Source organism: Streptomyces sp. SID11385, from assembly GCF_010548245.1.
Lineage (GTDB): Bacteria > Actinomycetota > Actinomycetes > Streptomycetales > Streptomycetaceae > Streptomyces.
In genome coordinates this window covers 1-13,202 of the sequence record NZ_JAAGLR010000405.1, presented here as the reverse complement: position 1 = coordinate 13,202, position 13,202 = coordinate 1, and the positions used below count along the sequence as shown (strand labels likewise).

Here is a 13,202-nt window from a genome sequence, read left to right as displayed (position 1 = left end):
GCGCGCCCAGCCGCGCAGGCGGGTGCGGTCGGCGGGGGTGAGGGCGAAGGCGGGGGCGGACCCTACGGCGGGGACGGACGCCGGGGCGGGGGCGGACCCCGGGATGGGTACGGCCTCCGAAGCGGGGCCGGCCTCCGGGGGCCTCGGCGGGGTCGGTCGCGGGCCCGTCGTGGGGCCCGGTGTCGTCCGCGTACGTCCCTCGCTCATCGCGCTCCCGCCTCCGTACCGTCACGGTCCCGGCCCGCGACGGCCGGTAAAGAACTTCGCTTCCACTTCCTGCCCCCGCACGCCCTCCGGCCAAGGGAAGCCGTGCGTGCACCGTCCAAAATCCCTTGCGGCACGGGACGGAAAGCGCTGTCAGACGCATTGACTCACAGCAATCCATTGATTTTACATAGCGCCTCGAGGGGCCCACCGAGCGAAGGCCGGGCCCGCCCTCCACCGTTGAAGGGCTCAGCCCATGTCCCAGCTCACCGGCCCGCGGAAGAAACGCCGCGTCGATCGCGGCCTCTTCTGGTTCACCGTGCCCGGCATCGCCGTCGTACTGCTCTTCCACTACGTGCCGCTGCTCGGCAACGTCATCGCCTTCCAGGACTACCAGCCGTTCATCGGCATCATGCACAGCCGCTGGTCAGGGCTGGACAACTTCTCCGTCCTCTTCGACGGGGACTCCGCCTTCCTGCACGCGCTTTCGAACACCTTCCAACTCCTGCTCATCCAGGTGGTGTTCGTCTTCCCGGCGCCGATCCTGCTCGCGCTCGCCCTCAACAGCCTGGTGAGCGAGCGGGTCAAGAAGGCCGTGCAGAACGTGCTCTACCTGCCGCACTTCCTGTCGTGGGTCGTGGTGGTCGCGCTCTTCCAGCAGATGCTGGGCAGCGGCGGGCTCGTCAACGTCTTCCTGCGCGCGCAGGACCTGGGCACGTGGAACATCATCGGCGACCCCGAGCTGTTCAAGGGCCTGCTGACCTCGCAGGTCATCTGGAAGGACACCGGCTGGGGCACGATCCTCTTCCTCGCCGCGCTCTCGCGGGTCGACACCGATCTCTACGAGGCGGCGGCGATGGACGGCGCGGGGCGGCTGCGGCAGACGTGGCACGTCACGCTGCCCGCGCTGCGCGGGCTCGTCGTACTGCTCCTGATCCTGCGGCTCGGCGACGCGCTGAGCGTCGGCTTCGAGCAGATCATCCTGCAACAGACCGGGGTGGGGCTGCCGGCGAGCGAAGTGCTCGACACGTACGTCTACAACAACGGTCTGCTGTCCGGGCAGTGGGGCGTCTCGGCGGCCGTGGGGCTCGTCAAGGGCCTGGTGGGCGTGGTCCTGGTACTGGGCGCGAACAAGCTCGCGCACTTCTTCGGCGAGGAAGGGATCTACCGCTCATGAGTACCGCGCAACTGCCCACGACCCCCGCGTCGGCGGACGTCCCCGGGCCCCGCGACCGGCGCTCCCGGCGCCCGCGCGCGCCGCGCCGCATCGACGCGGGCATACCGGGCCGGACCCCGGCCTCCCCGCCGTGGCGAGTGCTCAAGTCCCTGATCATCCTGCTGTGTTGCCTCGCCGTGATCCTGCCGTTCCTCACGGTGCTCTCGACCTCCCTCGCGGACACCGCGCAGGTCAACGAGGCGGGCGGCTTCGTACTGTGGCCCGAGCACCCCTCGTTCGACTCGTACGAGGCGATCCTGCGCGGCGGGCTCGTGACGCGGGCGATGGCGGTGAGCATCGGGGTGACGGTGGTCGGTACGGCGCTGAGCCTGCTCTCCAGCATCACGCTCGCGTACGGGCTGAGCCGGCCCGGGTCCTTCGGGCACAAGCCGGTGCTGATGATCCTGCTCTTCTCGATGCTCTTCGCGCCGGGCGTGATCCCCAGCTACCTGCTGATCAAGCAGCTCCATCTCATCAACAGCTACTGGGCGTTGATCCTGCCGACGATGGTGAACGCCTTCAACGTCATCGTCCTGCGCTCCTTCTTCCAGAGCATTCCGCGCGAACTCGTGGACGCGGCCCGCATCGACGGCGCTGGCGAGCTGAACATCCTGACGAAGATCGTGCTGCCGCTCTCGCGCGCTTCGGTCGCCGTCGTCGGGCTCTTCTACGCGGTCTCGTACTGGAACGCCTTCTTCAACGCGCTGCTGTACATGAACGAGTCGGCGAAGTGGCCCATGCAACTCGTGCTGCGCACCTACGTGGTGAACAACGCGGCCATCGGCGCGGGCGAGGCCTCCGCCGCCGGGGCGCCGTTGCCGCCCTCGCAGGCGCTCCAGGCGGCGATCATCGTGCTCTCGATCGTGCCCATCGTGCTCGTGTACCCCTTCCTGCAACGGCACATGAACAAGGGCGTGATGATCGGCGCCGTGAAGGGCTGAGCCCCCGCGCCACCTCCGATCCCCATCCGACGACGAAGGAGCAGCCCCATGGGCCCCCTCATCTCGCGCAGAGGACTGCTGCGCGCCTCGGCGGGCGCGGCGGCGGGCCTCGCGCTCGCGAGCTGCGGCGACGGCGGTCCCGCGATCCCGCTCGCGGACAACGCGAAGGTCGCACTGCCCGACTACGTCCCGTACCAGGGCGTCGAACCGGCGCTCGCCGGTACGAAGGGCGGCGTGCTCAACGGGTACCGCCACTACCCGGCGGACCCGGCCCCGGCCTTCCCGTACGGGCCGCCCGCGAAGGGGCCGGGCGTCCGCGTCATGACGCTGACCTTCAACCCCGTACCGCCACCGCGCGACCGCAATCCGTACTGGCGGGCGCTCGACGAGCAGCTCGGCACGGACCTCGACGTCGAGATCGTGCCGGTCGGCGACTACCCCAACAAGTTCTCGGTCGTCGTCGCGGGCGGGGACCTCCCGGACGCGATGCTCGTGCTGCCGACCGCGGCCCAGCAGCCCGCGATGTTCAACGCGCTCTTCGAGGACCTGACCGAGCACCTGTCGGGCCCGGCGGTGCGCGACTACCCGTACCTCGCCAACATCCCCACGGACGCCTGGCGTTGGACGGTCTACAACGGCGGGATCTACGCCCTGCCGATGCCGCGCGCGAACGCGGGCAGCATCATGTTCTACCGCTCCGACCGCTTCAAGGAACGCGAACTCGACCCGAACCCGCAGGACTTCAAGGAGTTCCGGCAACTGTGCCGGGACATCTCCGACCCGAAGCACAGCCGGTACGCGCTCGGCGACCCGATCACGACGCTCAACTTCATGATGGAGATGGTGGGCGGGCCGAACATCTGGCGCGAGGAGAACGGGAAGTTCACCTTCTGGCTGGAGTCCGAGGAGATACGGGAAGCGCTCGACGCGGCGCGCGGGCTCACGAAGGAACACCTCCTCCACCCCGACGCGTACAGCGTGGTCGGCAAGTTCAAGGACTGGTTCGGCAACGGGCAGATCGCGCTGCACTACGACGGCAACGCGGGCTGGAACGACTTCTACCGGCAGTACGGGCCGAACAACAAGGGCCTGGAGATCGACGGGATGCTCGCGCCGGGCTTCGGCGGCGGCAAGGGGACCCACTGGGCCGGGTACTCCAGCTTCGCCGTGCTCGCGATCAAGAAGGCGCCCAAGTCCCGTGTCCAGCAGATCCTGCGGCTCGCCGACGCGATGGCAGCGCCCTTCGGCACCGACGCGTACAAGCTGCGCAAGTACGGCCTCGAAGGCCACGACCACGAGCGCCGGGGCACCGACCCGATCCTCACCCCGGACGGCACGACCGAGACCGCGCTGCCCACCGCCTTCATCACCGACGCGCCGCTCTCGCTCTACTTCCCCGAGCGCCCCGACGTCGTGGACCGCCAGCACGCCTTCCAGACGCGGGCCGCCGAAGTCCTCGTGCGCAATCCGACCGAGGGCATCTACTCGGAGACCAACGCGAAGACGTTCGGCGCGCTCAAGCTCAAGACCGACGACGTCCTCAAGGGCATCATGCAGGGCCGCGAGAAGCTCTCCGCGCTGGATGAGACCGTCCGCATGTGGCGGCGCGAGGGCGGCGACCGGATGCGCGCCGAGTACGAGAAGGCGTGGGCGAGCCTGCACGGCTGACCCGGCCGCCGGCCACACGCCCCGGCACGCGCCCGAACGCCTCCAGCCACGCGACCGCCCCGACCGCCCGCCACCCTGTCCGTATCCTCCCTACTCCCCCACCCCGCACCACCACCCGAGGAGCACCCTCACCATGCACGACGACCGGACCGCGACCGAGGACCGCATCGCACGGTTCGTCTCCAGCAGGCTGCGACCCGCCCTCCACTCCGAGCCGCTGCCACTCGCGCTGGAGGTGTGGCGGGTGCCCGGGGAGCCGGTGCCCGTCGCCGAGGCGCTGCGGGCGACGTACGAGCCCTTCACGGCCGGCGCCTACTGGGGCCCGGCCTGGGGCACGACGTGGCTGCGCGCGCGGGGCACCGTGCCCGCGCACTGGGCGGGCAGGCGGGTCGAGGCCGTCTTCGACCTCGACTTCGACCTCACGCAGGGGCCCGGCGGGCAGGCGGAGGGCTTCGTGCACACCGCCGCCGGGGAACCCCTCCAGGGCCTGCACCCCTACCACCGCACGGTGCGGCTCGCCGAACCCGCCACCGGGGGCGAGGAGATCGATCTCCTCGTCGAACTCGCCGCCAACCCCAAGATCGCGGGCAGCGCGGCGATCGGCATGCGATACAGCTCCCCGCGGACCGCCGGGGACGACCCGCTCTACCGGCTGCTCGTCGCCGACCTCGCGGTGCGCGAGGAGGACGTGTGGCACCTGCTCCAGGACATGACGGTCCTGGACGAACTCATGCGCCAACTGCCGGAGTCGGCGCCCCGGCGCTGGGAGATCCTGCGGGCGCTCGACAAGGTCGTGGACGTCGTCGACCCGTGGGACGTCGCGGCGACGGCGGGACGGGGCCGCGAGGTCCTGGCCGACGTCCTCGCGCGGCCCGCGCACGCCTCCGCGCACACCGTGCACGCGGTCGGGCACGCGCACATCGACTCGGCGTGGCTGTGGCCGCTGCGCGAGACGGTCCGCAAGTGCGCCCGTACGTTCACGAACGTCACGGCGCTCGCCGAGGAGTACCCGGAGCTCGTCTTCGCCTGCTCGTCCGCGCAGCAGTACGCCTGGATGAAGGAGCGGCGCCCCGACGTGTACGCGCGGATCAAGAAGGCCGTGGCCGAGGGGAGTTTCGTGCCGGTGGGCGGCATGTGGGTGGAGGCGGACGGGAATCTGCCGGGCGGTGAGGCGCTGGCTCGCCAACTGGTGTACGGGCGGCGGTTCTTCGCGGAGGAGTTCGGCGTCGAGCAGGACGGTGTGTGGCTGCCGGACTCCTTCGGCTACAGCGCCGCGTACCCGCAGCTCGCGAAGCTCGCGGGTGCCCGCTGGTTCCTCACGCAGAAGCTCTCCTGGAACGCCGTGAACCGGCTGCCGCACCACACCTTCGACTGGGAGGGCATCGACGGGACCCGCATCCTCACCCACTTCCCGCCCGTCGACACGTACAACTGCGAGCTGACCGGGCGCGAACTCGCGCACGCGGAGGCGAACTTCGCGGAGAAGGGTGTCGCCGGGCGCTCGCTCGCGCCGTTCGGGTTCGGGGACGGGGGCGGCGGGCCGACCAGGGAGATGATGGAGCGGGCCAGGCGGCTGCGGGATCTGGAGGGCTCGCCGCGCGTCGAGATCGCGAAGCCGTCCGAGTTCTTCGAGCGGACCGACCGCGAGTACCCGCAACGCCCGGTGTGGCGGGGCGAGCTGTACTTGGAGAACCACCGGGGCACCTACACGAGCCAGGCCCGCACGAAGCGCGGCAACCGGCGCGCGGAGGCGCTGCTCCGGGAGGCGGAGCTGTGGGCGGCGACGGCGGCGGTACGGGGCGAACACGCGTACCCGTACGAGGAGTTGGAGGCGCTGTGGCGGCGGGTGCTGCTCCACCAGTTCCACGACATCCTGCCCGGCACGTCGATCACCTGGGTGCACGAGCAGGCCGAGGAGATGTACCGCGAGGTGCACGCGGCGCTGGAGGAGGTCATCGGGTCGGCCGCGAGCGAACTCGGTTCCACGGGAGGCGGGTTCGTGGTGCTCAACGCGGCGCCGCAGGAGCGGACCGAGGTCGTGGTGATGCCGGGCGATGTCGCGGGCGGGCAGGAGCTGGCGGACGGCTCGCGCGCGGTGCTCGCGCATGCCCCGGCGCTCGGCGCGGGAAGCCTGGCGGACGGCGGGGACCGTGAGGACGGAGCGGGCGGCCCGCAAGCGGTGACCGCGGGCGAGGTGGACGGGGACTTCGTGCTCGACAACGGGCTCGTACGGGTGCGGATCGACCGCGCCGAAGGGCTCGTGCGCTCCGTACGGGACCTCGGCGCGGACCGTGAGACGCTCGCGCCCGACGAGCCGGGCAACCTGCTGCAACTGCACCACGACGACCCGACGTTGTGGAGCGCGTGGAACCTGGACGCCTCCTACCGCAACACCGTCCGCGACCTCACCGGGGCCGAGTCGGTCGAGCTGACCGAACCGGGACCGCTGCTCGCGCGGGTGCGCGTGACGCGCGTCTTCGGCGCGTCCCGGCTCGTGCAGGATCTCGAACTGACTGCGGGGGCAAAGCGGTTGGTGATTCGTACCGATATCGACTGGCAGGAGCGGGACGCCGTGCTCAAGGCGGCGTGGCCGCTCGACGTGCATGCCGAACACGAGAGCGCCGAGGTGCAGTTCGGCCACGTGCGGCGGCCCACGCACGAGAACACGAGCTGGGACGCGGCCCGCTTCGAGGTGTGGCAGCACCGCTGGGTGCACGTCGGCGAGCACGGCTTCGGCGCGGCGCTGCTCACGGACTCGACGTACGGGCACGACGTGCGGCGGCACACGCGCGCGAACGGCGGTACGACGACGACGCTGCGGCTCTCGCTCCTGCGCGCCCCGCACAGCCCGGACCCCGAGGCGGACCGGGGGCGGCACACGTTCGCGTACGCGCTGGAGGCGGGCGCGGACGTGGGGGGCGCGGCGGCGGGCGGGTACGCGCTCAACCTGCCCCTGCGGGTCGTGCCGGGGGCCGGGGTCGCCCCGCTCGTCACCGTCTCGCACCCGGACGTGCTCGTGGAGGCGGTGAAGCTCGCGGACGACCGTTCGGGGGACGTCGTCGTGCGGCTCTACGAGTCGCGGGGCGGTTCCGCGCGGACCTCGCTGGGAGCGGGTTTCGCGGTGGGCTCGGCAGCGGTGACGGATCTCCTTGAGGAGCCGGTGACGGAGGTGGAGGTCGTGGAGGGGCGGATCGCGCTGGCGCTGCGGCCGTTCCAGATCCTGACGGTGCGGCTGCGCAGGGGCTGACGGCCGGAGGGACCGAGGGGGGCGACCGTGAAGCGGTCCGCCCCCCTTCGTCATTCCCCGGGCTCCGGCGGGAACTCGTTCGGCGGCGACTCCAGCTCCTCCAGCTCGACGCCGGGAGCGGCGAGCACCACGTCCCCGGCCAGGTGCACCTCGTGCCGCTCCCCCGTCTCCACGTCGCTGACTTGGTACGAGTCCACGCGCAGGGGCCCGTTGTCAGTGGCGTGTGTTTGGGTGTCCGTCAGTTGCCAGGACTGGTCGGCCGTCCTGGTGGCGAGCACAGGTGCGCTGAAGGAGACCAGTCGGATGCGGGTGGGGGGAGAGTGCGGGGTGAGGCGGAGGAGCCGGGCGGTGGCGACGTAGAAGGCGGGGGACGTCCCCCCGAAGGCGTGGGCGCGGGCGTTGCCCTCGGTGGCGTGGTTCCCCTGCGGGTCCGACCTGACCCAGGTGAGCCCTTCGAGTGCGCCGCCGCGGACCTGCCAGCCGCCCGCGCGCAGTTCGAGTCGCAGGGGGCGCCCGCGCGAGTCGAGCGTGAGGTCCACGGTGCCGGCGTCCGGCTCGCCCACGGGGGTGGTGAGCCGGGCGACGTACCGCCAGCCGGAGGGCCCGGGCGCGCACTGGAAGTGCTCCTCGGCGAGGAGTGCGCCGTCGTGCGGGTCGTGGAGGGAGTAGCGGCCTCGGGGCATCGGGGGGTGTCCTGATGGTTGCTGCCGGTGGGGGGGACGCGGGACGGCCCGGAAGCGCTTGGCTTCCGGGCCGTCACCAGCCACGTGCGACCGGGGAGGTCAGTAGCGGTAGTGGTCCGACTTGTACGGGCCCTCGACCTTCACGCCGATGTACTCGGCCTGCTCCGGGCGGAGCGTCGTGAGCTTCACGCCGAGCGCGTCGAGGTGGAGGCGGGCGACCTTCTCGTCGAGCGCCTTCGGCAGCACGTAGACGCCGACGGGGTACTCCTCCGGCTTCGTGAACAGCTCGATCTGCGCGATCGTCTGGTCCGCGAAGCTGTTGGACATGACGAAGGAGGGGTGCCCGGTCGCGTTGCCGAGGTTGAGCAGGCGGCCCTCGGAGAGCACGATGATCTTCTTGCCGTCGGGGAAGGTCCAGGTGTGGACCTGCGGCTTGACCTCGTCCTTGACGATGCCGGGGATCTTCGCGAGCCCGGCCATGTCGATCTCGTTGTCGAAGTGGCCGATGTTCCCGACGATCGCCTGGTGCTTCATCCTGGCCATGTCGCTCGCCATGATGATGTCCTTGTTGCCGGTCGTCGTGACGAAGATGTCGCCCTTGTCGACGACGTCGTCCAGCGTGGTGACCTGGTAGCCGTCCATCGCGGCCTGGAGGGCGCAGATGGGGTCGATCTCGGTGATGATGACGCGGGCGCCCTGGCCGCGCAGCGACTCGGCGCAGCCCTTGCCGACATCGCCGTAGCCGCAGACGACGGCGGTCTTGCCGCCGATGAGGACGTCGGTGGCGCGGTTGATGCCGTCGATGAGGGAGTGGCGGCAGCCGTACTTGTTGTCGAACTTCGACTTCGTCACGGCGTCGTTCACGTTCATCGCCGGGAAGAGCAGCGAGCCGTCGCGCTGCATCTCGTAGAGGCGGTGGACGCCGGTGGTGGTCTCCTCGGTCACGCCGCGGATCTCCGAGGCGAGCTTGGTCCACTTCTGGGAGCCGGCGGAGATGGTGCGGGTGAGGAGTTCGAGGATGACGCGGTGCTCGTCGTTCTCGGCCTCGGTCGCCGGGTCGGGGACCTTGCCGTCCTTCTCGTAGGCGACGCCCTGGTGGACGAGGAGGGTGGCGTCACCGCCGTCGTCGAGGATCATGTTCGGGCCGCCCGTGGGGGCGTCGGCCCAGGTGAGCGCCTGCTCGGTGCACCACCAGTACTCCTCCAGGCTCTCGCCCTTCCAGGCGTAGACCGGGACGCCCTGCGGGTTGTCCGGGGTGCCGTGGGGGCCGACCGCGATGGCGGCGGCGGCGTGGTCCTGGGTGGAGAAGATGTTGCAGGAGGCCCAGCGGACCCGGGCGCCGAGCGCGGTGAGGGTCTCGATGAGGACGGCGGTCTGCACCGTCATGTGCAAGGAGCCGGTGATGCGGGCGCCCTTGAGCGGCTGCGAGGCGGCGTACTCGGCGCGCAGCGCCATGAGGCCGGGCATCTCGTGCTCGGCGAGGGTGATCTCCTTGCGGCCGAAGTCGGCGAGGGAGAGGTCGGCGACCTTGAAGTCCTGCGGGGTGGTGGCGGACGTCATGCTCTGCTGCTCCTCGGGTCGGGGCACGTCTACGGGTGTGCTGGCCGCGCCTGAGCGGGTACGGGGCGCCCAGGTCCGGAGCCGGGCCCCGTCCCCGTACCCCGGAGGTCGTACGGGACGTGCCGGACCGGACGCGGACACACGTGTCCCGTCCTCTTGCGCGGCGCAGTCCGTCGGAGGCCCTCTCTCCCTCGGCCGGTCCCCTCGCGGAGGCCGCCCGACCGCCATCAGCAGCGACGTCTGGCTGTCCCCAAGCTACCAGCCCCGCCCGGAAGAGACAGGGGGCCCGGGAGGGACGGTGTCCCTCCCGGGCCGGGCGGTCGCGGGTGCCGTGACGGTCAGTGACCTCCGGCCGGGTGCGGGGCGGGGCCGCCGGGTGTCGCCTCGGGGTGCGGGCCCGCCGCGGCCTCCGCCTCGGTGAAGATGTCCGGCTCCAGGTAGATCACGCGGGCGATCGGGACGGCCTCGCGGACGCGGGACTCGGCGCCGTCGATGGCCTCGGTGATCTCCGTACCGGTGGCGTCGGGACGGACCGCGATCTTCGCGGCGACGAGGAGTTCCTCGGGGCCGAGGTGGAGCGTGCGCATGTGGATGACGCGGGTGACCTGGGTGCCGTCCACGAGCGAGGCGGCGATGGTGTCCTCGGTCTCGGCGCCCGCGGCCTCGCCGACGAGCAGCGACTTCGTCTCGGCGGCGAGGACGAGCGCGATGCAGATGAGCAGGACGCCGATGCACAGCGTGCCGATGCCGTCCCACACGCCGTCGCCCGTCCCGAGCGAGAGGCCGACGCCGCCGAGGGCGAGGACGAGACCGATGAGCGCGCCGAAGTCCTCCAAGAGCACGACGGGCAGTTCGGGGGCCTTCGCGCGGCGGATGTACTCGACCCACGACAGCGTGCCGCGCGTCGTGTTCGACTCCTTCACGGCCGTGCGGAAGGACGTGCCCTCCGCGATGATCGCGAAGACGAGGACCCCGACCGGCCAGTACCAGTGCTCCAGCTCGTGCGGGTGCTTGATCTTCTCGTAGCCCTCGTACAGCGCGAACATGCCGCCGACCGAGAAGAGGACGATGGAGACGAGGAAGGCGTAGAGGAAGCGCTCGCGGCCGTAGCCGAAGGGGTGTTGGGGCGTCGCGGCGCGCTCGGAGCGCTTCTTGCCGAGGAGGAGCAGGGCCTGGTTGCCGGAGTCGGCGACGGAGTGGACGCCCTCGGCGAGCATCGAGGAGGAACCGCTGAAGGCGAAGGCCACGAATTTCGACACGGCGATGGCGAGGTTGGCGGAGAGCGCCGCCACGATCGCCTTGGTGCCGCCTGACGCACTCATCTCTGCTCGTCTCCCCTGTGGGTCGTCTGGGTCGTCGGTGTCGGCCGGTGTTCCCGGGACGCGTCATTCTCCCGTACGGGAGGCGGGTGCCCCGGCGCGGGAGGGGAAATCCCCGGCCGGGGCACGTCACAGGACCCGTCACGGCAACCGTGGCGGCCGGTGGCCCGGACCGCGCAGCCCTGCCCCGTACGCCCGCGTGGCTCAGACCCGTACGCCCGCGCGGAACAGCGTGCCCTCGCCGTGTGCCGTGACGCGTTCGCCCGCCGGGACGAAGACCGCGTCCCCGGGGCTCAGCGTCTCGTCGCCCGCCGTGACCCGCCCGGCCGTGCAGAGCAGGACCTGCGGGCCGGGCGAGGTGAGGTCGGGGGTCGTGGCGTCGGGGGCGAGGACGTAGCGCGAGAGGCGGAACTCGTCGATGGGGGTCGCGTAGACCTCCTCGCCGTCGGGGGCGGCCTCGGGGCGCTGGACACCGGGGTCCGTCGCGGCGAAGCGGACGACGCGCAGGAGTTCGGGGACGTCGACGTGCTTGGGGGTGAGGCCGCAGCGCAGGACGTTGTCCGAGTTGGCCATGATCTCGACGCCGAGCCCGTGCAGGTAGGCGTGCGGGACCCCGGCGCCGAGGTAGAGGGCCTGACCCGGCTGGAGGCGGACGAGGTTGAGGAGCATCGCGGCGAGGACGCCGGGGTCGCCGGGGTAGTCGCGGGCGATCAGCGCGTACGGCTCGTACGGGCCGCCGAGGCGTTCGCAGGCGAGCGCGGTCTCCTCGACGGTCGCCGCCATGGCCCGCGGTTCGGCGGTGAGGATCGCGGTGAGGACCTCGCGCAGCGCGGCCTCCTCCGGGTGGGCGCGGAGCAGGTCGACGTACGGCTTGAGGCTGTCGACGTCGAGCCCGGCGAGGAGGGCCGCCACGGCGGTCGGCTCGCGGAAGCCGCACAGGCCGTCGAACGGCGTGAGCGCGCAGATGAGTTCGGGCTTGTGGTTGGCGTCCTTGTAGTTGCGCTCGGGCGCGTCGATCGGGACGCCGCGCCGCTCCTCCTCCGCGAAACCGGCCTCGGCCTGCGCGCGGTCGGGGTGGACCTGGAGCGAGAGCGGCGAGCCCGCCGCGAGGATCTTGAGGAGGAAGGGGAGGCGCGGGCCGAACTTCTCGGCGGCGGGCGCGCCGAGTTCGCCCGCGGGGTCGGCGTCGATGACGGCGGAGAGCGCTTCCGCGCCCCGCCCGCGATCGAGGTGCGAGGGGGCCCCGGGGTGCGCGCCGATCCACATCTCGGCCTGCGGTTCCCCGCTGGGCTCGACGCCGAGCAGTTCGGGGATGGCGGTGAGCGAGCCCCAAGCGTAGGGGCGGATGGTGTTGCTGAGGCGGTCCATGGTTCCTTCAACGGGCGGGCGGACGGGTGGAGGTCGGCGGCCGGTGTCGAGCCTACGGGGCGGGTGGGGCGGGGCGCCCTCCCCCGTCGCGGGTCGGGTGACCTCCGCTCAGCTCTGCCCCGCCAGGGACAGGTACGCCGCCGTGTACTCGGTGAGGGCGAGGAGTTCGCCCAGGACGTCGAGGTCCTGGCCCTCGGGCAGGGCCAGTTCGGTGAGCGGGACGTGGTGGGCGTGGGCGAGTTCCCGGACGGCGGGGGCCGCGGTGAGGCCGTCCGCGGTGCGGGTGCGGAGCAGGACGACGCGGGGGCGCGGGCCCGAGGTGTCCTCGACGCGGTCGCGGAAGAAGTCGTCCATGTCGTCGTCCCCGCTGTCCGTCTCGGCGGGGCGGCTGAGCAGCGCCGCGTGCGCGGTGAGGGCCTCGGGGAGGGCGGCGGTGAGCGCGGCGCGGCCCGCGCGGGCCGCGAGGAGCCGTACGAGGCGGCGCGCGACGGCGTCCGAGGCGGGCCCCTCGGTCCACAGGAGCGGCAGCGACTCGTCCAGTTCGACGGCGAGGGACTTGGCCGGGTTGGCGCCGGTCGGGGTGACGGGCCCGCAGCGTTCGGCGGTCGCGTCGAGACGGTCGGCGAGGCGTTCGATCGCCTCCTCGTCGGCGGCGATCAGCCCCGTACGGTCCAGGAGGCCGAGGAGCGGGACGAGGAAGGGCCAGGGCGAGACCGTCCCTTCGCGCTCGGGCGGGGTCGCGAGCGGGAGCGGGAGGCCGCGGGAGCCGTCGACGATCTCGCCGAGCGCGCTGCGGCGCGGGAGGACCGCGACGACGGTGAGGCCGCGCCGGTACGCCTGCTCGGCGAGGAGGCGCAGGCCGGGTTCGGAGCCGTCGGGCGTGGCGATGAGGAGCAGGTCGACGGGGCCGGCCCAGCCGGGGAGTGCCCAGCGCAGCGCGCCGGGCGCGGCGGCGACGCCCGTGGGGGCGAGGCGCAGTACGGGGCAGGCGCCCGC

General features: G+C 72.0%; 9 protein-coding genes and 1 pseudogene. 4 read left to right on the top strand and 6 right to left on the bottom strand.

The genetic code is table 11. The annotated features are described in order from the left end of the window. Nucleotides 1–207, bottom strand: a pseudogene (locus G3I42_RS36940) (hypothetical protein); the annotation flags it as partial. A gap of 253 nt (nt 208–460) precedes the next feature. Here G3I42_RS36940 and G3I42_RS12400 point away from each other — a divergent pair. From G3I42_RS12400 to G3I42_RS12385, 4 genes are all read left to right on the top strand, one after another. Next, nucleotides 461–1,381, top strand: coding sequence for an ABC transporter permease subunit (locus G3I42_RS12400; RefSeq protein WP_164285345.1), 921 nt, complete (start codon nt 461–463; stop codon nt 1,379–1,381). Continuing rightward, the gene (locus tag G3I42_RS12395; protein ID WP_164285343.1) at nt 1,378–2,361 is read left to right on the top strand and encodes a carbohydrate ABC transporter permease; all 984 of its coding nucleotides are present in this window, start codon (nt 1,378–1,380) and stop codon (nt 2,359–2,361) included. Before G3I42_RS12400 ends, G3I42_RS12395 begins: the two co-directional genes overlap by 4 nt. Nucleotides 2,362–2,409: 48 nt before the next feature. Further along, nucleotides 2,410–4,029: an extracellular solute-binding protein gene (locus G3I42_RS12390; RefSeq protein WP_164285341.1), complete on the top strand. Its 1,620-nt coding sequence runs from the start codon at nt 2,410–2,412 to the stop codon at nt 4,027–4,029. 133 nt (nt 4,030–4,162) lie between these two features. Next, nucleotides 4,163–7,276, top strand: a complete 3,114-nt coding sequence (locus G3I42_RS12385) for a glycoside hydrolase family 38 C-terminal domain-containing protein (protein ID WP_164285339.1) — start codon at nt 4,163–4,165, stop codon at nt 7,274–7,276. Nucleotides 7,277–7,326: 50 nt separating this feature from the next. Here the strand turns inward: G3I42_RS12385 and G3I42_RS12380 are convergent, their stop codons facing one another. The 5 genes from G3I42_RS12380 to G3I42_RS12360 all read right to left on the bottom strand — a co-directional run. Beyond that, nucleotides 7,327–7,959, bottom strand: a complete 633-nt coding sequence (locus G3I42_RS12380; RefSeq protein ID WP_164285337.1) for a hypothetical protein — start codon at nt 7,957–7,959, stop codon at nt 7,327–7,329. Nucleotides 7,960–8,058: 99 nt separating this feature from the next. Further along, nucleotides 8,059–9,519, bottom strand: coding sequence for an adenosylhomocysteinase (gene ahcY / locus G3I42_RS12375; protein WP_164285335.1), 1,461 nt, complete (start codon nt 9,517–9,519; stop codon nt 8,059–8,061). A 338-nt stretch (nt 9,520–9,857) separates the two neighbouring features. Then, nucleotides 9,858–10,841 (bottom strand): cation diffusion facilitator family transporter, encoded by a 984-nt coding sequence (locus G3I42_RS12370; RefSeq protein WP_164285333.1) that lies wholly within the window; start codon nt 10,839–10,841, stop codon nt 9,858–9,860. 201 nt (nt 10,842–11,042) lie between these two features. Continuing rightward, nucleotides 11,043–12,206: a mannose-6-phosphate isomerase, class I gene (manA, locus tag G3I42_RS12365; RefSeq protein WP_164285331.1), complete on the bottom strand. Its 1,164-nt coding sequence runs from the start codon at nt 12,204–12,206 to the stop codon at nt 11,043–11,045. 108 nt (nt 12,207–12,314) lie between these two features. Further along, on the bottom strand, nt 12,315–13,202 hold an 888-nt coding region (locus G3I42_RS12360), incomplete at its 5' end, for an SIS domain-containing protein (protein WP_164285329.1).